The sequence below is a fragment of the Litorihabitans aurantiacus genome, assembly GCF_030161595.1.
Taxonomy (GTDB): Bacteria; Actinomycetota; Actinomycetes; order Actinomycetales; family Beutenbergiaceae; genus Litorihabitans; species Litorihabitans aurantiacus.
In genome coordinates, this window is the sequence record NZ_BSUM01000001.1 from 110,592 (window position 1) to 134,429 (window position 23,838).

A 23,838-nucleotide genomic window follows, 5' to 3' on the forward strand; every position below is an offset into this window, starting at 1 on the left:
GCCGCGCGATGATGGGGCGATGGGAACCGCTCTGATCACCGGTGCCAGCGCCGGGCTGGGCCGCGAGCTCGCGTGGCAGCTCGCGGAGGACGGCGAGGACCTCGTGCTCGTCGCGCGCGACGAGGCGCGGCTCGAGACGCTCGCGGCGCAGCTGCGGGCGAGCGCGGGGGTCGAGGTCGAGGTGCTGCCGGCCGACCTCTCGGTGGACGACGACGTCGCGCGCGTGGCCGCCCGCCTGCGCGAGGGCGGCGAGGGCAGCGAGGGCAGCGAGGACAGGGCCGTCGACCTCCTCGTGAACAACGCGGGCTTCGGCGTCGCGCGCCCGTTCGTGCGCAGCGACCTCGACTCGGAGATCGCGGCGCTCGACGTCATGGTCCGCGCGGTGCTCGTGCTGACGCGGGCCGCCGTCGACTCGATGGTCCCGCGCGGTCACGGCGCGATCCTCAACGTCGGATCGGTCGCGGCGCTCACGCTGTCCGGCACCTACGCCGCGCACAAGGCGTGGCTGAACACCTTCACGCAGGGGCTCGCGCACCAGCTGCGCAGCACCGGCGTGACGGCGACCGTCGTGAACCCCGGGTTCACCCGGACCGAGTTCCACGCCCGGCTCGGGATGGCGAAGCGCCCGTACCCGGCCGCGGCCTGGCTCGAGGCGGACAGCGTGGTCGCGGACGCCCTCGAGGCGGTGCGTCGGGGTCGCGTGGAGGTCACGCCGTCGCTGCGCTACCGCGCGATCTCGGCGCTCCTGCGGGCCCTGCCCACCGCCGTCGTGCGCGGGCTGGGGAGCCACCGGCGATGACGGGTCCGAGCGAGGATCGCGACGGCGAGCGCTGCCCCTGCCGCAGCCGTCGCTCGTTCGCGGTGTGCTGCGCTCCGTACCTGGCGGGGGAGGCGACGCCGTCGACCGCCGAGGCGCTCATGCGCTCGCGCTTCGCCGCGTACGCGCGCCGCGACGTCGCGCACCTGACGCGCACCTGGCACCCGAGCACGCGGCCGGCCGAGCTCGACCTGGACGACGACGTCGCGTGGGTCGGGCTGCAGGTCGTCGACACCGCCGGGGGCGGGCCGGACGACGTGACGGGCACCGTGCACTTCCGGGCGAGCTGGCGCGGTCGCGCCGAGCGCGGGGTGCTGGAGGAGGTCAGCACCTTCGTGCGGCCGGGCGGGACGTGGCTGTACGTCGACGGCGACGTCCGCCGCCGCTGACCGCACGCGTCGCCCCGCGCCCGCCACGATCCTCGGCAGGCCCCGCCGAGAACGCCGGGTGCTGCTCGGACGCGTCTGGCGAGCAGCAGGGAGCGTTCTCGACGGACCGGCCGCCTCGTGAGAACGCCCGGTGCTGCTTCGGAAGCGTCTCCGAGCAGCGCCGAGCGTTCTCGACCAGGGGGAGGGTGCGCAACGTGGCGCGGGGAGCAGAACGGGCGGGCTGGGGAGGGGTGGGTCGCGGCGGGCCGATACGCTCGGGTTCCGTGAGCGCCACTGCCGACACCCCCAAGTCCCGACTCGCCGCCCTCGTGGCCGACCTCGCCGTCGTGCACGGCCGGGTCACCCTCGCCTCCGGGCGCGAGGCCGACTACTACGTCGACATGCGTCGCGCCACGCTGCACCACGAGGCGGCGCCGCTCATCGGCCACCTGCTGCTGGACCGTCTCGAGGAGGAGGGCTTCGGGCCCCAGGAGATCGACGCCGTCGGCGGCCTCACGATGGGCGCCGACCCCGTCGCCGCCGCGATGCTGCACGCCGCCGCCTCGCGCGGGCTCGAGCTCGACGCGTTCGTGGTCCGCAAGTCCGCCAAGACGCACGGCATGGGCCGCCAGGTCGAGGGCCCCGACGTCGCGGGGAAGAAGGTCGTCGCGCTCGACGACACCTCGACCACCGGCGGCAGCGTGCTCCAGGCCGTGGAGGCGCTGCGGGCCGCGGGCGCCGAGGTCGTGGCGTGCGCCGTCGTCGTCGACCGCGACACGGGGGCGCGCGAGGCCGTGGCGCAGACCGGCCTGCCCTACCTGTGGATCCTCGACACCGCCGACCTCGGGCTGCCCGCCACGCGCTGACGAGCCCGACCACCGCACGACGACACCGCGCCGCACCACCCGCCCGAGCGCACCGCACCACCCGCCCGACCCCGACCGAAGGCCCTCGTGACCTCCTCCTCGATCGACCGCTCCACCGACGCCGACCCCACCACGGCCAGCACGTCGCCCACACCCCCGCACGGGACCGCGACGGAGGCGGTCGACGAGGCCCCCGCCGTCGCCCGCGCCCGCTGGCGCGACGCGCCCGGCCTGGCCCTGCGGGGCGGCTTCGTCGGAGCCGCCGAGGGCGTGCCCGGCATCTCGGGCGGCACGGTCGCCCTCGTCGTGGGGCTCTTCGACCGGCTGATCGACGCGGCCGGGGCGCTCGTGCACGTGGCGCGCATCGCCGTCGGCGTCGTGCTGCGCCGGCGCAGCGGGGCCGACCTGCGCTCTGCGCTGGGCGAGATCGACTGGCGCTTCCTCGCCCCGGTCCTGGGCGGGATGGCGGTCGTGCTGCTGGCGACGCTCAGCGTCGTCGCGCCCCTTCTCGAGGCGCACCCGGTGCAGGTCAGCGCCGTCTTCTTCGGGATGATCGCCGTGTCGGTCCTCGTGCCGCTGGGCCTCGCGCCGCACCGGTTCCGCGTGCGTGACTACGCGCTGGCCGCGGTTGGCGCCGTCGCGGCGTTCACGCTGACCGGCCTGCCCGCGCTCGAGCTCGAGAGCCCGCCGCTGTGGCTGGTGTTCGTGGGCGCCGCCGTCGCCATCAACGCGCTCGTGGTTCCCGGTGTCTCGGGCTCGTTCGTGCTCCTCGCGCTCGGCCTGTACGTCCCGATCCAGCAGGCGCTCGCCTCGCGGGACCTCGCCTTCATCGGGGTGTTCATGCTGGGGGCCGCCGTCGGGCTCGGCTCGTTCGTGAAGGTGCTGCGCTGGCTGCTGCACCACCGCCGTCAGGCCACCATGGCCGTGCTGACGGGTCTCATGGTGGGATCGCTGCGCGCGCTGTGGCCGTGGCAGGACGGCACCGCGGTCGTCGCGCCTCCGAGCGGTGGCGAGCTCGCCGTCGCGATCGCCCTCGCGGTCGGGGGCGGCGCCGTCGTCGCCCTCGCGCTGTGGTGGGAGCACCGCCACGACAGCCCCGTTGTCGTGACCCCCTGACCGGGCTCGCAGTGGACGGCGACATCGACGGCGAGCACGACGGCGGGCCCACGCCCGAGCGCGAGGTCGGGGTCGGCCCGTGGCCGGGCGGGCGCGAGGCCTGGCCCGAGGACGAGCGCTACGACCCCGAGCTGCTCGAGCACGGCGACCGGCGCAACGTCGTCGACGGCTACCGCTACTGGCGGCTCGAGGCGATCGTCGCCGACCTCGACACCCGACGTGCACCCCTGCACGTCGCTATCGAGAACCTCGAGCACGATGCGAACATCGGCTCGATCGTGCGCACCGCCAACGCCTACAACGTCGCGGGCGTGCACGTCGTCGGGCGACGGCGGTGGAACCGGCGCGGCGCGATGGTCACCGACCGCTACCTCCACGTCCACCACCACCCCGACGTCGCGGCCTTCGCCGCCTGGGCCGAGAGTGAGGGCGTGGTTGTCGTCGGCATCGACAACGTGCCGGGATCCACCCCCATCGAGACGTTTCGTCTTCCCATGCGGACAGTTCTCGTGTTCGGGTCGGAGGGCCCCGGGCTGAGCGAGGAGATGCAGCGGGCGTGCGCCGAGATCCGCCACATCACGCAGCACGGCTCGACCCGGTCGATCAATGCCGGAGCCGCCGCGGCCGTCGCGATGTTCGCCTGGGCCACCCAGCATCTCGCTCGCTGAGACGCCGGGGGTGGAGGTTCGGACGGCGACCTCGCTACGGTCGACGGGCACGAACACCTCCGATCCACACGTGGGCGGGGATCGAAGGGGAAGCCGGGTGACCGGCCGCAGGATGACCGTGCCGCCTGCACGAGGAGAGGTCCCATGACGAACCGTCGACCGAACCACGTCCGGAACATCACGACCACCACCGGCGCCGCCGCCGTCGCGGCCGCCGCCGCGCTCGTGCTGAGCGCCTGCACCGCGTCCGAGGCCGACGCCGGGACCGAGGCGTCCGACGCGAGCCCGACCGTGACCGAGACCGTGTCGGTCGAGCCGGCCGAGACGGCCACCTCGGCCCCGGCCGACGACGCCGGCACCGCTGACCCCGCTGCGAGCGAGGCTCCTGCGGCCGACGGGGCTGACACCACCTCGGCGTTCATCCGGGCCGACGACGGCAGCGCGACCGGCGCCGTCGGCGGGACCGCAGCGCTCGCCGACGACGCCCTGCCGGCCCCGGTGGGTCAGCCGGTTTTCGGCGGTGAGGGAACGCTGCTCGACGTCGTGGGGGTCGACCACGGCCAGGTGCTCGTCGTGCGCGGCGAGCCGTCCACCGAGTCCGCCGAGGTCGCCGCCCTCGACCCGCTCAACGACGTGGCGCTGACCGGGCGCGAGGTCGTCGCGGGCGACACGGCCTGGTGGGAGGTCACGCTGAGCGACGGCGTGGGTTGGGTCCCGAGCATGCACCTCGGCGCTCTGACCACCGAGCCGCGTGACGTCACCGACCAGGTGGGAGACATCGAGTCCTCGACGGCGCCGGAGACGCTGGCCGCGATCGGTAGCAGCTGGGCGACCGCCAACTCCCGCGACCCCGAGGCCTACGCGATCCCGTCCGAGTTCGACCCCAAGAGCAGCGACCTGACGTTCGTGATCGACGTCTGGGACTACGCGGACGACTCGGTGCGGGGTGAGCGGCTCGTGGTGGAGCTCATCCCGACCGATGCCGGGAACCCCGTCGAGCGGGTCGACAGCTACTCGATCTGCGCCCGCGGCGTGCCGGAGGGCGACCTCTGCCCGTGACCGGGTGACGCCCACCCACACCCACCCACGCCCCGGCCCGCCCCGTCCGTGCGCCACGCACCGGACGGGGCGGGCGGCGTGTCGGCGGCATCTGACAGACTTGGGCGGTACCGGAGTCGACGAGAAATCCGAGGAGCACCCATGCCTATCGCAACCCCCGAGTCCTACGCCGAGATGATCGACCGCGCCCGGGCCGGCTCGTTCGCCTACCCCGCGGTCAACATCACCTCCTCGCAGACCGTCACCGCCGCGATCCAGGGCTTCGCCGAGGCGGAGAGCGACGGCATCATCCAGGTCTCGGTCGGTGGCGCGGAGTACGCGTCCGGCTCGACGATCAAGGACCGCGTCTCCGGCTCGCTCGCCCTGGCCGCGTACGCGACCGAGGTCGCGAAGAACTACGGCGTCACCATCGCGCTGCACACCGACCACTGCGTCAAGAAGAACCTCGACTCCTGGGTCCGCCCGCTCCTGGCCCACGAGGCCGAGCAGGTCAAGCGCGGCGAGAACCCGCTGTTCCAGTCGCACATGTTCGACGGCAGCGACATCCCGCTGGACGAGAACCTCGTCATCGCCGCCGAGCTGCTCGAGCTGAGCCAGGCCGCGCGCACCATCCTCGAGATCGAGGTCGGCGTCGTGGGTGGCGAGGAGGACGGCCACGAGGCCGAGATCAACGACAAGCTGTACACCACGGTCGAGGACGGTCTCGCGACGGTCCGCGCGCTCGGCTCGGGCGAGAAGGGCCGCTACCTGACCGCCCTGACGTTCGGCAACGTGCACGGCGTCTACAAGCCGGGTGCGGTCAAGCTCCGCCCGGCGATCCTCAAGGAGATCCAGGACGCGGTCGGCGCCGAGCTCGGCAAGACCAACCCGTTCGACCTGGTCTTCCACGGCGGTTCGGGTTCGACGGCCCAGGAGATCTCCGAGGCCGTCGACAACGGCGTCATCAAGATGAACATCGACACGGACACGCAGTACGCGTTCACGCGCCCCGTCGTCGGGCACATCTTCAGCAACTACGACGGCGTGCTGAAGGTCGACGGCGAGGTCGGCAACAAGAAGGCCTACGACCCGCGCGCGTGGGGCAAGCTGGCCGAGGCCGGCATGGCCGCCCGCATCGTCGAGGCCGCGCAGCAGCTGCGCAGCGCCGGGCACAAGATCTCCTGATCGCGCCCGTCGCGCGGTGCGGGCGGGTGGCCCCGAGGTCACAGGGCCACCCGCCCGCCCGCGCGCCCCGGAGAGGATGAACACGTGAGCCACGAGAACCTGGGCCTCGGCGTCAGCGTCGGCCCGCCGTCGACCCGCCTGCCCGACAGCCACCCCGACCTCGTCGTCATGGCCGAGCTCGGCGCGCGCGACGGCGTCGTGGACGGCAGCGACGTCGGCGCCCTGCGCGCCGCCGCGGCAGCCCACCCCGACTCGAGCCTCGCGTGGGCGCTGCTGGCCCGGCTCGAGCTCGACGCGCTGGAGGCGCTCGACGCACCCGCGGCCGCGGACGACGTCGCGCACGCCGTCGCCGCCTACGCCTACGCGCGCGTCGGCTACCACCGCGGGCTCGACGCGCTGCGCCGCGCCGGGTGGCGCGGCCAGGGCCCCGTGCCCGTCGACCACCTCGCCAACCGCGGCTTCCTCGCCGCGCTGCTCGCGCTCGGTGACGCCGCGCGCGCCATCGGCGAGGTCGAGGAGAGCGCGCGCATCACGGAGTTCGTGCACGGTTCGGACCCGACCGCCCCCGCCGTCCTGGCGCAGGGCGTCCCGGTGGGCGACCTGCCCGCCGCCACGGAACAGGAGTAGGTCGCATGCCAGCAGTCGTCGTCGTCGGAGCCCAGTGGGGGGACGAGGGCAAGGGGAAGGCGACCGACCAGCTCGGGTCGCGCGTGGACTACGTCGTGAAGTTCAACGGCGGGAACAACGCGGGGCACACCGTGGTGATCGGTGACGAGAAGTACGCCCTCCACCTCCTGCCCTCCGGCATCCTCAGCCCCGGCGTCACGCCGGTCATCGGCAACGGTGTCGTGGTCGACATCGAGGTGCTGTTCTCGGAGATCGACCACCTCGACGCGCGCGGCGTCGACACCTCGCGGCTGCTGGTCAGCTCGAGCGCGCACGTCATCGCGCCGTACAACCGCACCCTGGACAAGGTGACCGAGCGCTTCCTCGGCAAGCGCCAGATCGGCACCACCGGGCGCGGCATCGGCCCGACGTACGCGGACAAGATGAACCGCGTCGGCATCCGCGTGCAGGACCTGTACGACGAGAAGATCCTGCGCGAGAAGATCGAGGGCGCCCTCGAGCTCAAGAACCAGATCCTTCTCAAGGTCTACAACCGGCGCGCGGTGACGATCGACGAGACGGTCGACGCGCTGCTGGCGTGGTCCGACCGGCTGAAGCCGATGGTGGCCGACACCTCGCTCGTGCTGAACGAGGCGCTCGACCGCGGCGAGATCGTCCTGTTCGAGGCCGGCCAGGCCACGATGCTCGACGTCGACCACGGCACCTACCCGTTCGTCACCTCCTCCTCGGCCACGGCCGCGGGCGCGTGCACCGGTTCGGGCATCGGTCCGACGCGGATCGACCGGGTGGTCGGCGTCATCAAGGCGTACACCACGCGCGTGGGCGAGGGCCCGTTCCCGACCGAGCTGTTCGACGACATGGGCGAGTACCTGCGCAAGACCGGCGGCGAGTTCGGCGTCACCACGGGCCGCTCGCGCCGCTGCGGCTGGTACGACGCGGTGATCGCGCGCTACGCGTCGCGCGTCAACGGGCTGACCGACCTCGTGCTGACCAAGCTCGACGTGCTCACCGGCATCGAAAAGATCCCGGTCTGCGTGGCCTACGACGTCGACGGCGTGCGGCACGAGGAGATGCCGGTCGACCAGACCGCGTTCCACCACGCCACGCCGATCTACGAGCACCTCGACGGCTGGTGGGAGGACATCTCGGGCGCCCGCACGTTCGAGGACCTGCCGCTCAACGCGCAGCGCTACGTCGAGCACCTCGAGCGCATCTCGGGCACGCGGATCTCGGCGATCGGCGTCGGCCCGCAGCGCGAGGCGACCATCGCCCGCCACGACCTGCTGGGCTGAGACCAGGCCACCACGGGACCGTCCGACGGCGTCACTCGCCGTCGGGCGGTCCCGTCGTCTCCGGGAGCGCCGGGCGCTCGGGGCGAAGCGGTAGCGCGACGGCGGGACCGGGCGTCCTGAGCCCCTCAGCGCCCGGCCGGCTCGCGGGTCTCTGCATCTGGACGCCACGACGCCAGCCCTGGAAGGGTGGGCCTCATGGACGGTGCGAGCACGCCTCGGGTCTGGACGAATCTCGATGTGGAGGTGCGTTCCGGGCGCATCGCCGCGCAGAGTCTGGGTGACCTCGCAGACCCGTCGCTGATCCTTCTCGGCGGGGCCACCTGGTCACGCGACTGGTGGTCCGACGACTTCTGCGACCGGATAGCAGGCCTCGGGGTGCATGTGATGCGGTACGACCCGCGCGACACGGGTGAGTCGACCACGAGCCCGCCCGGCAAGCCGGACTATACGGCCGACGACCTCGCCGATGACGCGATCGCCGTGCTCGATGCGTTCGGCGTCCGCGCGACCACCGTCGCGGGCCTCTCGATGGGTGGCGGGCTGGCGCAGCGCGTCGCGGCACGGCACCCCGACCGCGTGGACGCGCTCGTGCTGCTCTCAACCAGCCCCGCGGGGGACATCGGGCGCGAGCTGCCGCCACCCACCCCCACCATCCTGGCCACGTTCGAGGAGACCGTCCCCGACCCCCAGTGGGGAGATCGGCGAAGCGTCGTCGACTGGCTCGTCGCCGGCGAGCGGCCCTATGCCGGCCCGGAAGGTTTCGACGAGGAGACTCTGCGCGACCTCGCCGGCCGCGTGTGGGACCGCAGCGCCTCGATGGCGTCGGCCTCGAACCACTTCGTCGTCGCGGAGAGCGCGACGCCGCTCGACCTCTCGGCGCTGCGCGGGATCCCCACGCTCGTCGTCCACGGCTCGGCCGACCCCCTCTTCCCGCCGGCGCACGGCGAGGCCCTCGCTGAGGCGCTCGACGCACGTCTCGTCGTGCTGGACGGAGTCGGCCACCAAGCACCACCGCCCGCGACCTGGACCGAGCTCGTCCCGGCGATCGCCGATCACGCTCGCGGAGCGGCCGGCCGAGCCTGAGGCCGGCGCGGGCGCTGGCCGCGGGCTCAGCGAGCGGCGCCGGCGGTGCCGCTCGGGCGGCCCAGCTCTCGTCGCAGCGGTCCACGTGACGTGCGTGCCAGGTGACTTCGGCACGCGCCAGGTCATCTCCCGCTCCCCTCACGGGGACCTGACAGGAATCCGAGGTCGACTGCCGCCAATGCTACTGTACTAACACGTTTGTATAGTATGAGAGCGGCAGGAGAGAGCTAGGAGATGGAGAGCGTGACTGCGTCCGAGCGGCGCTGGTGGTTGTTGGTGACGGTGGGCGCGGGGCTGTTGCTGATCACGCTGGACAACTCGATCCTGTACACCGCACTGCCCACGCTGACCGAGGAGCTGGGCGCCTCGGGGTCGGCGGCGTTGTGGATCATCAACGCCTACCCGGTGGTGATGGCGGGTCTGCTGCTGGGCGCCGGGACGTTGGGTGACCGGATCGGTCATCGCCGGATGTTCGTGGTGGGCCTGGTGATCTTCGGTGCGGCGTCGGCGGCGGCAGCGTTCTCGGTGAGCCCGGGGATGCTGATCGCCTCCCGGGCCCTTCTGGCGGTGGGTGCCGCCTCGATGATGCCGGCGACGCTGGCGCTGATCCGGTTGACGTTCGATGACGCGAAGGAGCGCAACATAGCGATCGCGATCTGGGGCAGCCTCTCGGTCATCGGGGCCGCCATGGGTCCGATCCTGGGCGGACTGCTGCTGGAGCGGTTCTGGTGGGGGTCGGTGTTCCTGATCAACGTGCCCGTCGTGGTCGTCGCACTGATCGCAACCACGATCATCGCGCCTCGCAACGACGCCGACCCGACGAAGAAGTGGGACCTGCTGTCCTCGATCCAGGCGATGGTGGGCCTGGTGGGAACGGTGCTGTTCATCAAGGAGCTGGCTCACGTCCCGCAGAACTGGCCCCTGGTCGCGGCCGCTGCCGTGGCCGCCGTCGTCGGGTTCACCGCGTTCGTCCGGCGCCAGCGGCGGATGGCTGAGCCGCTGCTGGACTTCTCGATCTTCCGCAACCGGGCTTTCAGCGGTGGTGTGCTGGCGGCGGCGTTCGCGATGTTCACCATCGCCGGCGCGCAGCTCATCACGACCCAGCGCTTCCAGCTCGTGGAGGGGTTCAGTCCGTTGCAGGCAGGTCTCCTGGTGGCCGCGATCGCTCTCGGCGCGCTGCCCTCGGGCATGCTCGGCGCCGCGTTCCTGGACGTGCTCGGCCTCCGGCTCATCATCTCCGGTGGCCTGGGAGTAGGAGCGCTGGGCCTGGTGCTGTCGATCACCGCTGCCGCCACCGACACTTTCATGCTGCTCGTGGCCGGATTCATCGTGACCGGCATGGGTCTGGGCGGAGCGTTCTCGGTCGCCTCGGCCGCGATCATGGGCAACGCCCACCCCGCAAGGCCGGTATGGCTGCGTCCGTGGAAGAGGTCTCCTACGAGATGGGGTCACTCTCGGCGGTCGCCGTGCTGGGAAGCCTGCTGACGTTCGTCTACGCCTCCACCGTGCGCCTGCCCACCGGCTCGCCGGACGTGGCCAGCGAGAGCCTGGCCGATGCGCTGGCCGCCGCCGACGGGAACGCCGACGTGATCGCGGCCGCAACCACGGCGTTCGACACCGCCTACCTGGTCACGATGATCGTCCTGGGTGCGATGCTGGCGATCGGGGCCGTGGTCACCAACCGTCTCCTGCGCGCCTACGGCCGCCGCAGTCAGGCGATGGAGTTCGCCGAGAACCACTGACCAGACGTCCCCGCGAGAGAGGGAAGCTCCGTGCGAGAGAGCAAACGGACCGTGATCCTGGACGCCGCGGCCGGCGTGATCGAGTCCGAGGGGATCACCGCCGTCACCTTCGACTCCGTCGCGGCCGCCGCCGGCATCACCCGCGGCGGGATCATCTACCACTTCCCCTCCCGTGAGGAGCTGATCGCGGCCATCCACGAGCACATGGCCCGCCGCTGGGAGGACCAGCTCGAAGCGGCCTGCGGCAAGCCCGCTGATCAGAGCACCGCGACCGAACGCCTCATCGCCTACATCAGCATGGCGGCCACGCCAGCCACCCGCGCCGAGGTCCAGATGATCCTCGACAGCCACCACACCGAGAACCAGGACGTCTGGGACCAGGTGCTGCAACGCTGGGCACCCCGCCCGCAGCCGAGCGACGGTCCCTCCTACACGCTCGCGCTCCTGGCCGCCGACGGGCTCTGGGTCAACGACGTCATCGGCAGCACACGCATTCCTCCCGAGCAGCGCCACGACACCGCCGAACGCATCATCGACCTCATTCGCGACACCGACCGGAGCGCGCCGTGAACGACACGATCCTGGTCACCGGTGCCACCGGCAAGACCGGAGGACGCATCACCGACCTCCTGCGCTCCCAGGGCCAAGAGGTGCGCGCAGTCTCACGCTCCACCAGCCTGCCGTTCGACTGGCGGGACCCCGACACCTGGCCCGGCGCCCTGGACGGGGTGAAGGCCGTCTACGTCGTCCCCGCCTCGCTGCACGACCCCGACACCCTGGACCAGCTGCGCGACTTCGGGAAGCTCGCCATCCAGCACGGTGCAACTCGCGCCGTGCTGGCCTCGGTGCCCGATGACGGCAGCGAGGCGTTCCAGGCCGTCCGCGACGCGGAGCAGGCCCTGGCCAGCTCCGGTCTGGACCTGACGGTCCTGCGGTTCCGCTGGTTCATGCAGACCTTCTCGGAGGACTTCCTGGCCTCCTACGTCACCTCAGGAGAGCTGCGCCTGCCCGCGGGCGAGGGAGGCGAGGCGTTCATCGACGCCGACGACATCGCCGCCGTCGCAGCCACCGCACTCACCCAGGACGGCCACGCCGGCCGGGAGTACGAGCTCACCGGCCCCCGCGCCCTGACCTTCCAGGACGCCGCGCGCGAGCTGAGCGCGGCCACCGGCAGAACCATCACCTACACCGCCGTGTCCGCCGAGGACTACGAGAAGGAGCAGGAGGAGCGGGGCGAGCCCAAGGAGGGCGTCGACCTGCTCGTCGACCTGTACGCCGCCATCGCCACCGGCGACCTCGGAAACACCACCACCCACGTCCACGACGTCCTCGCCCGCGCCCCGCACGACTTCCACGACTTCGCGAACCGCGCCGCCCACGACGGTGCGTGGAACGGCAGGTAGATCCCCGAGCAGAGCCGTTCGGATGGTCGACGACGTCTGTCGTGGCGCGCGGAGATAGAGCGTCGCCAGGCCGTCGACGAGCTCCGAGACTCGTGCGGGTGCGGGTGCGGGTGCGGGTGCGGGTGCGGGTGCGGTCAGATCGGAGACGGGTCGGGGGAGGCTGTTCGGGCCGACGACGCCGGCGTGCTCTGATCGACCGCTCAGGTGTCGACGTCCACCCCGTCCCACAGGTCGCCGCACTCCACCGCGAGCGTGTCGTGAGCGGTGAGGTAGCCGCGCGCGCCGGCGTCGCCGTCGGCTTCGACCAGGACACCCGGGACGTGGTCGCGGCCGATCAGCACCGGGTGGCCCGGGGCGCCGTGGTAGGTCGCACGGGCGAGCGCGGCACGCGGCTCGGGGGCGGCGTCGATGCCGGAGCCCAGCACCCGGCGGACGGCGGACGGCGGCAGGCTCGGCGTGTCCACCGTGACGACCACGACGGCGTCGGCCCGCCCTCCGCCGTCGCCGTCGAGCGCGATCGGTAGCCCCGCCCGCAGGCTCGCGGACAGCCCGCGCGCGAAGTCGGGCACGACGACGACGCCCGCCCCCTCCGGCACCAACGCCCGCGCCGCATCGGCACCGGCACCCAGGGCGACGACGACGCCCGCGCATCCGCCCGATCGCAGCGCCGCGACCGCCAGGTGCAGCCAGGGGGTGCCGTCGGCGGTCGCGGCGAGGGCCTTGGGGCCGCCGAACCGGCGCCCCTGCCCGGCCGCCAGCACCAGGCCGGTCACGAGGGGAGCGCCGCCGTCATCGGCCATCGGGGGACCTCCGGAACGGGGGCGGGCGCCGCGGGCGGAAAGCGACACGTGAGCGTAGCGCGGGCGTTACAGACGCTGCGTACCGTCGGCGCATGTTCGCCCTCGCCCCCGATCTCGCGCCGCTGCTGCGGTCGGGGCACGACGTCGCGCTGGTGACCGTCGTCGCCGCTCGCGGGCGGGGGCCGCTTCGGGTGGGCGACGGGATGGCCGTCACCGCCGGCGCCCGGGTGGTCGGTGCGCTGTCCGGCGGCTGCGTGGAGGCGGACGCCGTCCTGCTCGGGCTCGACGTGCTGGCCACGGGCGCCGCGCGGCGGGCGACGTTCGTCCTCGACTGCGGCGGGACGATCGACGTCCTCGTGCACCGGGTCCGTGGCTCAGGGGGCGCCGACGCCGTTGCGATCGAGGCGCTCGAGCGGGCCGCGCGTGGCGAGCGCGCCGAGCTCGCGCTGCTGCGGCGCGGACCGCGCGCGGGCGCCCTCGTCGAACCCCGCTGCGCCGCCGAGGACGAGGACCCGCTCGTGCTGCAGCACCGCCGTCGCCCGCATCTCACGATCCTCGGCGCCGGGCGGTACGCCCCCGCGCTCTGCCGCCTCGCCGCCGCCGCGGGGCACACCGTGACCGTCGTCGACCCCTCCGCGCTCCTGGCGACCCCCGCCCGCTTCCCGGACGCGACCCGCGTCGTCGTTGCCGATCTCGCGGCGCACCTCGCGACCCGCGACGGTGCCGACGAAGGCGCGGCCGACGCCGTCGTCGTCCTCGCCCACGACGACCGCGTCGCCGTCCCCGCCCTCGCCACCGCCCTGACCACCGCGCTCGCGCGGGACGGCTACGTCGGTGCGACGGCGTCGCGCGCCACCGCCGCCCGCCGCCGCACCGCCCTGCGCGCCGCCGGTGTCCCCGGCGCCGCGATCGCCCGGCTGCGGTCCCCGATCGGGCTCGACCTCGGAGGCGAGGACGAGACCGCCACCGCGCTCGCGATCGTGGCGGAGCTCGCCGCGGTGCGGCACGCCGCCTCGGCGCGCCCCCTGCGCGAGGGCCGCGGTCCGGTGCGCGCGAGGAGCACTGGCGGGCACGCACGGATCGATCAGCAGCGAAGTGGAGCAGTCGCATGACCAGCACGACCAGCAGCACCAGCACGACCCGCACGACCCGCACGGTGATCGAGAACGGCTACGTCGCCACGGTCGACGCCTCGGGCAGCGAGCACGCGCGCGGCCACGTCGTGCTCGAGGCGGGGCGGATCCTCGCCGTCGGCGACGGCCCCGCCCCGGCGCACCTGCGCGAGGGCGCGCACGTCGTCGACGCCACCGGCTGCCTCGTCACGCCCGGGCTGATCAACACGCACCACCACCTGTACCAGTGGCTCACGCGTGGCTACGCGCAGGACGCGATCCTGTTCGACTGGCTCACGGCCCTGTACCCGCTGTGGTCCCGCATCGACGCGGACCTCACCGGCGCGGGCGCGGCCGGCGCGATGGCGGTGCTGGCCCGCTCGGGCTGCACCACCGTGGGCGACCACCACTACATCTTCCCGGCCGGGTCGGGCGACATCATGGGCGCCCTCGTGCACGCCGCCGCGCGCGTCGGGGTCCGCCTGCACGCCACGCGCGGGTCCATGGACCTGGGCGCCTCGCAGGGTGGACTGCCGCCGGACTTCGCCGTCGAGACCACCGCGGCGGCCCTCGCGGCCTCGCACGACGCCGTCGTCACGCATCACGACGACGCGCCCGACGCGATGGTCAAGATCGCGATCGCCCCGTGCTCGCCGTTCTCCGTGACCGCCGACCTGCTGCGCGAGGCCGCCGTCCTCGCGCGCGACCTCGAGGTGCGGCTGCACACGCACGCCTCCGAGACGATCGAGGAGGACGCCTACTGCGCCGAGCACTTCGGCCGCACCCCGACGCAGTACCTCGAGGACCTCGGCTGGCTCGGGCCGGACGTGTGGATGGCGCACTGCGTGCACCTCGACGCGCCCGCGATCGAGCGCTACGCGGCCACCGGGACCGGCGTCGCGCACTGCCCGTCCTCCAACGGGCGCCTGGCCGCGGGGATCGCGCCGGTGCGCGACCTGCTGGCGGCGGGCGTCGCCGTCGGGCTCGGGGTCGACGGCGCGGCCTCCAACGAGTCGGGCCAGCTCGGCGTCGAGATCCGCGAGTCCGTGCTCATGAACCGCCTGCGCACCGGCGCCGACTCGCTCGGCGTGCGCGCCGCGCTGCGGATGGCGACGGCGGGCGGCGCCCGCGTGCTCGGCCGCGCCGACCACCTGGGCTCGCTCGAGGTCGGCAAGCTCGCCGACCTCGTGGTCTGGCGCGTGGACGGCGTGGAGCACGCCGGCATCCTCGACCCGGTCGCCGCGCTCGGGCTCGGGGCACTCCCGCCGATCGCGCTCAGCCTCGTGGGCGGTGCGCCCGTGGTGGTCGACGGCGCGCTCGCGACCGGCGAGCAGGACGTGATCGCGCGCGAGGTGGCGGCCGCCTCGCGCGCCCTGGCGGAGCGGGCCTAGGCGTGGACGTCGTCACGATCACGTCCTTCCGACGTGCCCGCACGCGCGAGGACCTCGCACTCGCACCCGGCGAGGCCGTGATGGCGGGCGGCACGTGGCTCATGAGCGAGCCGCAGCCGCGCACCACCGGCTTCGTGGACCTCACCACGATGGGCTGGCCCGACGTCGAGGTGAGCGAGGCGGGCCTCCGGATCGGTGCGACGTGCACGATCGAGACCCTGGTGGAGTGGGCGCGCGGGGCGGCGACGCCGCGCACCGCGGCGCTCCCGCCGGCGCCCGCCGACTGGTGCGCGCTCGACCTCGCCTCCCGCGCCGCGAACGCTCTGCTGGCCTCGTTCAAGATCTGGGCGACGGCGACCGTCGGCGGCAACGTGTGCCAGTCGTTCGCGGCGGCCGCGATGGTCTCGTTCGCGGCGGGGCTCGACGGTGTCGCCCACTGCTGGGCCGCCGACGGCACCGACCGGCGTCTCCCGGTCGCCGACCTGATCACCGGGAACGCGCGCAACGCGCTGCGACCGGGCGAGGTGCTGCGCGCCGTCGAGATCCCCGCGATCGCGCTGCGCGCCCGCACGAGCCTGCACAAGATCGCGCTCGCCGAGCTCGGCCGCTCCGGCGCGGTGGTGACCGGACGGCTCGAGACGCCGGCCGACGGGGGCGGCGTCGTCATCGGCATCACGGCGGCGACCCGGACGCCCGTGCTGCTGCGCTACGACGCCCTGCCGTCGGCGGACGCGCTGCGGCGCGACGTCGAGGCGGCGCCGGGCTACTACAGCGACCCGCTCGGGCCCGCGGACTGGCGCCGCGCCGTCAGCGCCGTGCTCGCCCTGCGGGTGCGCGAGGACCTCGCGGGCGGCCCGGGTAGTTCGGGCGGGGCTGTCGGGTCGGGGACGAGGGTCGCGGCATGAGGCTCACGGTCAACGACTCCGAGGTCGAGACGCCGCCGCCCGCGCCCGGCCAGTGCCTGCGCACGCTGCTGCGCGCCAGCGGTCACACCGAGGTCAAGAAGGGGTGCGACGCCGGGGACTGCGGCGCCTGCTCGGTGCTGCTCGACGGCCGGCCCGTGCACTCCTGCCTCATCCCGGCCGTGCGGGCCGAGGGGCGCAGCGTCACGACGGCGGCCGGGCTCGCCCCCGGGGACGAGCTGCACCCCGTGCAGGAGGAGCTCGTCGAGCGGTTCGGGTTCCAGTGCGGCTTCTGCACGCCCGGGATGAGCGTGACGGCGGCGTCGCTGGCGCCGTCGGACCTGCCCGACCTCGAACGACGGATGAAGGGCAACCTGTGCCGGTGCACGGGGTACCGGCCGGTCCGCGAGTCGATCTGCGCGGGGGTGCGGCGGGCGGGCGGCGCCGAGGTGACGGAGGGCGACGGCGGAGGTGAGCCTGCGCCGTCGGGCTGCGGGGGTGGGGGAGTCGCGGGAGGCTGCGGCGGGTGTGCGCTGGGGGAGGCCGCGCCGTCGCGCGCGTCGGTCGAGGCCGAGCCCGAGTCGGACTCGATGGAAGAGGGGGTCGGCGTCTCGGTCCGGCCGCCGCGCGGACGAGCGATCGTGCAGGGCCTCGAGCCGTACACGTTCGACACGGTCGTGCCCGGGGCGCTGACGCTGCGCGTGGTCGGCTCGCCGCACGCGCACGCGCGGGTGGTCGGCATCGACGCGGCGGCGGCGCGGGCGGTCCCCGGCGTCGTCGCGATCCTCACCCACGAGGACACCCCGGCGCGCCGCTACTCCACGGCCCGGCACCAGTTCCGCGACGACGACCCCGACGACACGCGGATGCTCGACGACGTCGTGCGGCACGTCGGGCAGCGCGTGGTCGCCGTCGTGGCCGAGAGCGCCGAGGCGGCCGCGCGGGCGTGCGCGCTCGTGGAGGTGACCTACGAGGTGCTGCCCGCGGTGCTCGACCCGGAGGCGGCGCGCGGGCCGGGGGCACCGCTGATCCACCCCGACCTCGACGAGCGCGACCGCGTGCACGACAGCTCGCGGAACGTCGTCGCCGCGCTGCACGGTGGTTACGGGGGCGACGTCGACGAGGCGCTCGCGGCCAGCGCCGTCACGGTGGGTGGGACGTGGCGCACCAGCCGGGTGAGCCACTCCCAGCTCGAGACCCACGGGTCGATCGGCTGGCTGGAGGACGACGGGCGCCTCGTGATCCGCTCCAGCACGCAGGTGCCGTTCCTCGTGCGCGACGAGCTGGCGCTCATTCTGGACCGGCCGCGCGAGAGCGTGCGCGTGTTCGCGGCGCGCGTGGGCGGCGGGTTCGGCGGCAAGCAGGAGATCTTCACCGAGGACCTCGTGGCCCTCGCGGTGCTGCGTACCGGGCGGCCGGTGGCCTACGAGTTCACGCGGCACGACGAGTTCGTGCGGTCCTCCGTGCGGCACCCGATGCGGGTGGCGGTCACGCTCGGCGCCGACGAGAGCGGCGTGCTCACCGCGATGAAGGTCGACGTGCTCAGCGACACCGGCGCCTACGGCAACCACGCGATCGGCGTGATGTTCCACGGCTGCTCGGAGTCGATCGCGGTCTACCGGTCGCCGGTCGTGCGGGTGGACGCCGAGGCCGTCTACACCAACAACATCCCCTCGGGCGCGTTCCGCGGGTACGGCCTGGGGCAGGTGATCCTCGGCGTCGAGTCGGCGATGGACCTGCTCGCGCAGCGGCTCGGGATGGACCCGTTCGAGCTGCGGCGGCGCAACGTCGTCGCGCACGGGGATCCGGTGCACGTGACGCACGAGCACCACGAGGAGGACATCGTCTGGGGCAGCTACGGGCTGGACCAGTGCCTCGACCTCGCGCAGGCCGCGCTGGCGCGGGGCAACGGCGTCGAGGCGCCGGCCGGATGGGCCGTGGGGGAGGGGATGGCGCTGTCGATGCTGTCCACGATGGCGCCGCGCGGGCACTTCTCGGACGCGAACGTGACGCTGCGGCCGGACGGCGTGCTGGTGTGCGACGTCGGATCGGCCGAGTTCGGCAACGGCAGCGCGACCGCGCACCGGCAGATCGCGGCGAGCGTGCTCGGTGTGGGGGGCGACCGGCTCGAGCTCCGGCGCTCCGACACGGATCTGGTGGGGCACGACACGGGGGCGTTCGCGTCGTCGGGCATCACCGTGGCGGGGCGGGCGCTGCACGCGGCGTGCCTGCGGATGCGGGAGCTCGTGGCGCGGGTCGCGCGGGAGGTGGTGGCGGGCGACGGCGCGGGGGCGGGCGGCGGTGGCGACGTGCCCGCGGAGGTGGGCGACGCCGTCGTGCTCGGGAGGGAGGGTGCCGTGATCGGCGGGACGACCGTGGCGTGGGCAGACCTGATCGCGGCGGCCGCCCCCGAGGATCTCGTGACCGAGGGACTGCGGGTGAGCGTGGAGGAGCGGGCGTACGTGCGGTCGCTGGCGTTCAACGTGCACGCGGCGCGGGTGGCGGTCGACGTCGAGACGGGTGCCGTGAAGGTGCTGCAGTCGATCCAGTCGGCCGATGCCGGGACGCTGATCAACCCGGCGCAGGTGCGCGGGCAGGTCGAGGGCGGGGCGGCGCAGGGGCTCGGGAGCGCGTTGCTCGAGGAGGTGATGGTGGACGAGACGGGCACGGTGACGTCGCCGGTGTTCCGGTTCTACCGGGTGCCGCAGATGGCCGACGTGCCGCTGACCGAGGTCTACCTCGCCGAGACGCGCGACGAGCTGGGGCCGTTCGGTGCCAAGTCGATGAGCGAGTCGCCGTACAACCCGGTGGCGCCGGCGATCGGGAACGCGATCGCGCGGGCGACCGGGGCGCGGGTCTACACGCAGCCGTTCTCCCGGGACCGGGTGTGGCGGGCGGCGGCCGGGCGGGACTGACGCCGGGCGGTGGTGACGCCGGGCGGTGCTGACGCCGGGCGGTGCTGACGCCGGGCGCCGGCCAATCCCTGGGCGAACGGCGTCGGCGGTGGCTTGCACCGCCGGCGCCGCAGCCGTCGGCCGCCGCCATCGCTGGCGTTGCCGGCTCCACCGGTGTCAGCGGGGTCACTGGCGCCGCCGGCCGAGCCCGCGCTGCCGCGTAGCTCACGCCGTGCGCAATTCTTGCTGCTTCGTGGGTGCTGAAGCAGCACAAACTGCGCACGGCGTGAGTGGGCCGGGTGGCGTCGGTCGTGGGCCACGCGGGCATCGGGGCGGGCGTCCCGGGCTTGGGTGCGCACAGATGGGGTCTTCTGCGGCTCTGATGAACCGATTCGTGCGCAGCGAACGGTGTCGGCGGTCCGCCGCTCCGCAGGCCCGCCTCACCCGCGAAACTCACGCCGTGCGCAGTTTCTGCTGCTTCGTGGGTGCTGAAGCAGCAGAAACTGCGCACGGGGTGGGTGGGCCGGGTCAGACGCCCTTGCGGGGCGTCATCCCCATCCGGGCCAGCACCACGTTCTCCGCGATCTGCACCACGTTGTAGAGCACCAGCGAGACGGCCGTGATGCCCGCCACGGACGCCCACAGCGCCGTGAACTGCGCCTGCGGGATGAAGCCGCCGATGGACCCGCCGACGCCGCCGCCCGTCGCCAGCCACTCGGCCAGCAGGGCGCCGGTGATCGCACCCGGCACCGAGATCCGCACGGCCGCGAAGAACGCCGGGAGCGAGGACGGGACGGCGACCAGCCGCAGCCTCGTCAGCGTGCCGCCGCCGTAGACGGCGATCAGGTCGTTCATCTGGGTGGCGGCCGAGCGCAGCCCGAAGGAGATCGTCACCAGCGCGGGGAACAGCACGACGATCCCGCCGATGACGGCGATCGTGGCGTTCCCGCGACCGAAGATCAGGATGATCACGGGCGCCATCGCGATGAGCGGCACGGAGCGCAGGAGCATGGCCGCGGGCATGATCGAGTGTTCGACGCCCTTGCTGAGCTGGAACGACAGCGCGCCGACCGTCGCGGCCACGAGGCCCGAGATGAAACCGATGCCGGCGTGCCCGAGCGTCACCATCACGTTGCCGCCGATGAGCGCCCGGTTGTCCGCGGCGGCCGGGACGGTGGTGAAGTAGTTCCACACGTCGACCGGGTTCTTGGCGATCAGCGGCGAGATGTCGAAGACCGCGAGCACCCCGAACCACAGCACGACGACCGCCACGATCGTCAGGGCGAACGTCGACACCGAGCGCGTCAGCGCGGCGGTCACCGCGCGGCGCGCCTCGCGGCTGACGCGCGAGGTCACGACCTCGGGCTCGTCCGCGGAACCGGGCCGGTCGGTGGATCCGGGCGGGGCGGCCGTCACGTCGGTGCTCACTCCTCCGCCCCCTCGACCACGGTGCGACGAACCGGGCGACAAGACCGACGAGCGCGAAGCCCGCCAGCGCGACGAGCCCGCTCGCCAGTGCCAGGGCCCACACCCGCGGGGCGTCGGAGTTCTGCATCGCGAGCGTCATCGCCAGGCCGACGCCCGCCTCGATCTTGCCGAAGAACTCGCCGAGCACCGCGCCGAGGAAGGCGGCCGGGACGGCGATCTGCAGGCCGTTGAGGATGGCGGGCAGCGCCGCCACGAGGCGCACCTTGATCAGCTGGGTGAACCGGCTGCCGCCGTAGACGGCGACGAGGTCGAGCGCCGAGCCGTCGGCGGACTTCAGGCCCAGGAGGGTCGCGACGACGGTGGTGAAGAAGACCGACAGGGCTGCCAGCAGGACGGCCACCCCCGAGGGGTCACCCGCCCCGGGCGGCTGGATGAGCACGACGGCGAGCAGGCCGACCGCGACGATCGGGATGCAGTAGGTGATGATCGCGAGCTGCGTGATCAGCGCCTCGAGCTGCGGGATGACGAGCACCAGGCCCGAGAGCACGAGCGCCAGCAGGTTCCCCCAGAGGTAACCCATCCCCGCCGCGCCCAGCGTCACCGAGAAGTTGCGCCAGAAGTAGGCCCACCCCGCCTCGCCGAACTCGGCGAGGACCTGCGGCGGCGTCGGGATCGCTTGGACGTTCCCGGTGCCCACGCTCGACAGGACGGTCGCGGCCAGGAGCCACCAGAGTCCGATCAGGGCGACGCCGCCGAGCACGCCGACCGCCCACGGCGGGAGCCCGGAACGGGGTCCGGTCCGCCCGGAACCCGAACCCGACCCCGCACCCGCCGCCGGATCCGAGGACCCGGGTGCGGGGGCGCCGCCGGGCCCGAACGCCGGCGCGGCGGGCGTGGAGTCCGTCGCGCTAGTGGTCATCGGTGCCACTCCTGCCCGATCCGAAGAGGATCTCCGAGGCGGCGTCGACGTACCCGTGGAACTCGGGCGTCCGCATCATCTCGGGCGTGCGCGGGCGAGGGAGGTCGATGTCGAGGACCTCCTTGACCCGGCCGGGCCGCGGACTCATCACCGCGACCCGGTCGGACAGGAAGATCGCCTCCGAGATGCCGTGCGTGACCAGCAGCGTGGTGGCCGGGCGCTCGGTCCAGATGCGCAGCAGCTCGAGGTTGAGGCGCTGCCGCGTCATGTCGTCGAGCGCGCCGAACGGCTCGTCGAACAGCAGCACGCCGGGGCGCAGGATCAGCGAGCGCGCGATCGACACGCGCTGCCGCATGCCGCCCGAGAGCTGCGCCGGCCTGGCCTTCTCGAACCCGGTGAGACCGACGAGGTCGATCATCTCCTTCACGTAGGCGTGGTCCACGCTGCGCCCGGCGACCTCGAACGGGAGGCGGACGTTGGACAGGACGCTGCGCCACGGCAGCAGCGCCGAGTCCTGGAACGCGATCCCCAGGTGGTTCCCCTTGCGCAGCTCGTACGGCGACATCCCGTCCACGAGCGCGGTGCCGCCCGTGGGCTGCTCGAGTCCCGCGAGGATCCGCAGGATCGTCGACTTCCCGCACCCCGAGGGGCCGAGCAGCGACAGGAACGTGCCCTGGTCGGTGAACAGGTCGGTGTCCTGGAGCGCCGTGACGCTCCGACGGCCCGACGTGAAGACCTTCGACAGGCCCTCCAGCCGCAGGCCGGTGCCGAGGCTCGCCGTCGTGCGCGAGCCCTGCGACGGTGAGCCGGACGTGTCGAAGGCGTCCGCCGTCGTGGTCGTGCCGCCGGTGGTCGTGGTGCCGCCCGTGTCCACGCCGCCCACCTCAGCCCGCGTAGTCGACGAGGTCGGGGTTCTCCTCGTAGACCTCGGCCAGGAGCGAGAGGTCGAACAGGTCGCTCGCCTCGAGGTCGATGCCGGCGCCGGCCAGGCTCTCGATGGTCGAGTCCTGGAGCTCCTGGGAGATCGTGAAGAGCCCGTTGGTCTCGGTGTCGGGAGAGACGATGAGCTCGTTCTGCGCCATGGCGCCCGCGACGGTCTTCTCGGGGTCGAGGTCGAGGTCGGCGCCGTAGACCTCGTAGGCCAGGCGCGCGCCCTCCTCGGGGTCGTTGACGGCGTCGGTCCAGCCGCGGATCTCCGCGACGAGGAACGCCTTGAGCTTCTCGCGGTCGGACTCGATCATCTCGTCGGTCACCGTGACCGTCTCGGCCACGAACGGGAGGCCGTTGTCGGCGAAGGCGAGGTTCGTCGTCGCGGTGCCGTCGGCCGCCACGGTGATGGCCTCGTTGGTGAGGTAGGCGATGAACCCGTCGACCTCGCCCGAGACGAGGGGGCGGGGTCGTACTGGACCGGGACGACCTCGACGTCGGCCGGGTCGATGTCGTTCGCCGCGAGAAGCGCCTGGAAGAGCGCGGTGTTGGAGTCCTGGACGCCGATGCGCTTGCCGACGAGGTCGGCCGGCGTGGCGATGTCTCCGCCGTCGGTCAGCGAGAGGACCGTGAACGGGTTCTTCTGGAACGTGGTGCCGATGATCTTCAGCGGGGCGCCCTCGCTCGCGACGACCGAACCGATCGAGACGGCGTCGGACAGGGCGACGTCGGTGGTGCCGGAGATGAGCTCGGCGGCACCGGTCGAGGGGCCGGCGGTCAGCGTGACCTCGCCGAGGCCGGCGTCGGTGTAGTAGCCGTTCTCGAGGGCGAAGAACTCGCCGGCGAACTCCTCGTTCTTGATCCAGCTCAGCTGGACGCTGATGTCGCCGAACGACTCGTCGTCGCCGGAGACGGCGGCGTCGCCGTCGGAGTCGCCGGAGCAGGCGGTCAGCGTCAGGGCGGCGATGGCGAGCGTGGCGGCCGCGAGGCGGCGGCGGGAGGGGTGGGTCATGGTCAGCTCCGTCGGGGAGGCGCTCCGCCCCGCCTCGGCGTGGCCGGGTCGGGCGGGAAGCGGTCTGGTGTCGTGCCGCGACGGTAGGGGTGCCACGTTTCTGGCACGGGAGCGCTCCGGTTTCCGGGGCGTAACGGGCGACGGCGAGGGTCGCCAATCCTCTCGGGGAGGGTCGGCAATCCTCTCGGGGAGGGTCGGCAATCCTCTCGGGGAGGGTCGGCAATCCTCTCGGGGAGGGTCGGCAATCC

At 73.4% G+C, this 23,838-nt stretch carries 23 protein-coding genes and 1 pseudogene; 18 read left to right on the plus strand and 6 right to left on the minus strand.

Features of this window, described 5'->3' with window-relative positions; all coding sequences use genetic code 11:
* The first annotated feature begins 19 nt into the window (after positions 1-19).
* From QQK22_RS00560 to QQK22_RS00620, 14 genes are all read left to right on the plus strand, one after another.
* Positions 20-799 (plus strand): SDR family NAD(P)-dependent oxidoreductase, encoded by a 780-nt coding sequence (locus QQK22_RS00560; protein ID WP_284248579.1) that lies wholly within the window; start codon positions 20-22, stop codon positions 797-799.
* Positions 796-1,206: a YchJ family protein gene (locus QQK22_RS00565; RefSeq protein ID WP_284248581.1), complete on the plus strand. Its 411-nt coding sequence runs from the start codon at positions 796-798 to the stop codon at positions 1,204-1,206. Before QQK22_RS00560 ends, QQK22_RS00565 begins: the two co-directional genes overlap by 4 nt.
* Positions 1,207-1,469: 263 nt before the next feature.
* Entirely contained in the window at positions 1,470-2,051 is a 582-nt protein-coding gene (gene pyrE / locus QQK22_RS00570; protein WP_284248582.1) for an orotate phosphoribosyltransferase, read from the plus strand.
* Positions 2,052-2,138: 87 nt separating this feature from the next.
* Positions 2,139-3,167 (plus strand): DUF368 domain-containing protein, encoded by a 1,029-nt coding sequence (locus tag QQK22_RS00575; RefSeq protein ID WP_284248584.1) that lies wholly within the window; start codon positions 2,139-2,141, stop codon positions 3,165-3,167.
* Positions 3,168-3,178: 11 nt separating this feature from the next.
* On the plus strand, positions 3,179-3,835 hold the full coding sequence (locus QQK22_RS00580; RefSeq protein WP_284248586.1) for a TrmH family RNA methyltransferase: 657 nt from the start codon (positions 3,179-3,181) through the stop codon (positions 3,833-3,835).
* A gap of 144 nt (positions 3,836-3,979) precedes the next feature.
* A complete protein-coding gene (locus QQK22_RS00585) occupies positions 3,980-4,894 on the plus strand; it encodes a hypothetical protein (RefSeq protein ID WP_284248588.1) in 915 nt (304 codons plus the stop codon).
* Positions 4,895-5,035: 141 nt separating this feature from the next.
* Entirely contained in the window at positions 5,036-6,058 is a 1,023-nt protein-coding gene (fbaA, locus tag QQK22_RS00590; protein ID WP_284248590.1) for a class II fructose-bisphosphate aldolase, read from the plus strand.
* An 84-nt stretch (positions 6,059-6,142) separates the two neighbouring features.
* Entirely contained in the window at positions 6,143-6,685 is a 543-nt protein-coding gene (locus QQK22_RS00595; RefSeq protein WP_284248592.1) for a DUF3151 family protein, read from the plus strand.
* A gap of 5 nt (positions 6,686-6,690) precedes the next feature.
* Entirely contained in the window at positions 6,691-7,977 is a 1,287-nt protein-coding gene (locus QQK22_RS00600; protein WP_284248594.1) for an adenylosuccinate synthase, read from the plus strand.
* Positions 7,978-8,172: 195 nt separating this feature from the next.
* Positions 8,173-9,060, plus strand: a complete 888-nt coding sequence (locus QQK22_RS00605; protein ID WP_284248596.1) for an alpha/beta hydrolase — start codon at positions 8,173-8,175, stop codon at positions 9,058-9,060.
* 243 nt (positions 9,061-9,303) lie between these two features.
* Positions 9,304-10,545, plus strand: coding sequence for an MFS transporter (locus QQK22_RS00610; protein WP_431310115.1), 1,242 nt, complete (start codon positions 9,304-9,306; stop codon positions 10,543-10,545).
* Complete coding sequence (locus tag QQK22_RS19095; RefSeq protein ID WP_431310116.1) at positions 10,527-10,802, plus strand: hypothetical protein; 276 nt, start codon at positions 10,527-10,529, stop codon at positions 10,800-10,802. Before QQK22_RS00610 ends, QQK22_RS19095 begins: the two co-directional genes overlap by 19 nt.
* A 30-nt stretch (positions 10,803-10,832) precedes the next feature.
* The gene (locus tag QQK22_RS00615) at positions 10,833-11,372 is read left to right on the plus strand and encodes a TetR/AcrR family transcriptional regulator (RefSeq protein WP_284248598.1); all 540 of its coding nucleotides are present in this window, start codon (positions 10,833-10,835) and stop codon (positions 11,370-11,372) included.
* Positions 11,369-12,205: an NAD(P)H-binding protein gene (locus QQK22_RS00620; protein ID WP_284248600.1), complete on the plus strand. Its 837-nt coding sequence runs from the start codon at positions 11,369-11,371 to the stop codon at positions 12,203-12,205. The genes QQK22_RS00615 and QQK22_RS00620 overlap by 4 nt, the downstream gene beginning before the upstream one ends.
* Before the next feature lie 200 nt (positions 12,206-12,405).
* Here QQK22_RS00620 and QQK22_RS00625 read toward each other — a convergent pair whose 3' ends face one another.
* Positions 12,406-13,005: a nucleotidyltransferase family protein gene (locus QQK22_RS00625; RefSeq protein ID WP_284248602.1), complete on the minus strand. Its 600-nt coding sequence runs from the start codon at positions 13,003-13,005 to the stop codon at positions 12,406-12,408.
* Positions 13,006-13,097: 92 nt separating this feature from the next.
* Here QQK22_RS00625 and QQK22_RS00630 point away from each other — a divergent pair, with 92 nt between their 5' ends.
* The 4 genes from QQK22_RS00630 to QQK22_RS00645 are packed head-to-tail and all read left to right on the plus strand — an operon-like array spanning position 13,098 to position 19,325.
* The gene (locus tag QQK22_RS00630) at positions 13,098-14,117 is read left to right on the plus strand and encodes an XdhC family protein (protein WP_284248604.1); all 1,020 of its coding nucleotides are present in this window, start codon (positions 13,098-13,100) and stop codon (positions 14,115-14,117) included.
* Positions 14,114-15,508, plus strand: a complete 1,395-nt coding sequence (locus QQK22_RS00635) for an 8-oxoguanine deaminase (RefSeq protein WP_284248606.1) — start codon at positions 14,114-14,116, stop codon at positions 15,506-15,508. The genes QQK22_RS00630 and QQK22_RS00635 overlap by 4 nt, the downstream gene beginning before the upstream one ends.
* A 2-nt stretch (positions 15,509-15,510) precedes the next feature.
* Positions 15,511-16,413 carry an FAD binding domain-containing protein gene (locus tag QQK22_RS00640; RefSeq protein ID WP_284248608.1) on the plus strand — a complete coding sequence of 301 codons (903 nt, stop codon included), beginning with the start codon at positions 15,511-15,513 and terminating at the stop codon, positions 16,411-16,413.
* Positions 16,410-19,325 (plus strand): molybdopterin-dependent oxidoreductase, encoded by a 2,916-nt coding sequence (locus QQK22_RS00645; RefSeq protein WP_284248609.1) that lies wholly within the window; start codon positions 16,410-16,412, stop codon positions 19,323-19,325. Before QQK22_RS00640 ends, QQK22_RS00645 begins: the two co-directional genes overlap by 4 nt.
* A gap of 507 nt (positions 19,326-19,832) precedes the next feature.
* Here the strand turns inward: QQK22_RS00645 and QQK22_RS00650 are convergent.
* The 5 genes and pseudogenes from QQK22_RS00650 to QQK22_RS00670 form a co-directional block, all read right to left on the minus strand.
* On the minus strand, positions 19,833-20,732 hold the full coding sequence (locus QQK22_RS00650; protein WP_284248611.1) for an ABC transporter permease: 900 nt from the start codon (positions 20,730-20,732) through the stop codon (positions 19,833-19,835).
* Positions 20,733-20,820: 88 nt separating this feature from the next.
* Positions 20,821-21,651 (minus strand): annotated as a pseudogene (locus tag QQK22_RS18450) (ABC transporter permease); the annotation flags it as partial.
* A complete protein-coding gene (locus QQK22_RS00660; RefSeq protein ID WP_431310175.1) occupies positions 21,641-22,411 on the minus strand; it encodes an ABC transporter ATP-binding protein in 771 nt (256 codons plus the stop codon). The gene QQK22_RS00660 and the pseudogene QQK22_RS18450, both read right to left, overlap by 11 nt.
* 124 nt (positions 22,412-22,535) lie before the next feature.
* Positions 22,536-22,982 carry an ABC transporter substrate-binding protein gene (locus tag QQK22_RS00665; RefSeq protein ID WP_284248613.1) on the minus strand — a complete coding sequence of 149 codons (447 nt, stop codon included), beginning with the start codon at positions 22,980-22,982 and terminating at the stop codon, positions 22,536-22,538.
* Complete coding sequence (locus QQK22_RS00670; protein WP_284248615.1) at positions 22,901-23,590, minus strand: ABC transporter substrate-binding protein; 690 nt, start codon at positions 23,588-23,590, stop codon at positions 22,901-22,903. The genes QQK22_RS00665 and QQK22_RS00670 overlap by 82 nt, the downstream gene beginning before the upstream one ends.
* Between the last annotated feature and the right edge of the window lie 248 nt (positions 23,591-23,838).

Coding starts and splice junctions, on each gene's coding strand:
- QQK22_RS00560 (WP_284248579.1), top strand. CDS start 20: ATGGGAACCGCTCTGATCACCGGTGCCAGCGCCGGGCTGGGCCGCGAG.
- QQK22_RS00565 (WP_284248581.1), top strand. CDS start 796: ATGACGGGTCCGAGCGAGGATCGCGACGGCGAGCGCTGCCCCTGCCGC.
- QQK22_RS00585 (WP_284248588.1), top strand. CDS start 3,980: ATGACGAACCGTCGACCGAACCACGTCCGGAACATCACGACCACCACC.
- fbaA (WP_284248590.1), top strand. CDS start 5,036: ATGCCTATCGCAACCCCCGAGTCCTACGCCGAGATGATCGACCGCGCC.
- QQK22_RS00600 (WP_284248594.1), top strand. CDS start 6,691: ATGCCAGCAGTCGTCGTCGTCGGAGCCCAGTGGGGGGACGAGGGCAAG.
- QQK22_RS00605 (WP_284248596.1), top strand. CDS start 8,173: ATGGACGGTGCGAGCACGCCTCGGGTCTGGACGAATCTCGATGTGGAG.
- QQK22_RS00625 (WP_284248602.1), bottom strand. CDS start 13,005: ATGGCCGATGACGGCGGCGCTCCCCTCGTGACCGGCCTGGTGCTGGCG.
- QQK22_RS00630 (WP_284248604.1), top strand. CDS start 13,098: ATGTTCGCCCTCGCCCCCGATCTCGCGCCGCTGCTGCGGTCGGGGCAC.
- QQK22_RS00635 (WP_284248606.1), top strand. CDS start 14,114: ATGACCAGCACGACCAGCAGCACCAGCACGACCCGCACGACCCGCACG.
- QQK22_RS00645 (WP_284248609.1), top strand. CDS start 16,410: ATGAGGCTCACGGTCAACGACTCCGAGGTCGAGACGCCGCCGCCCGCG.
- QQK22_RS00670 (WP_284248615.1), bottom strand. CDS start 23,590: ATGACCCACCCCTCCCGCCGCCGCCTCGCGGCCGCCACGCTCGCCATC.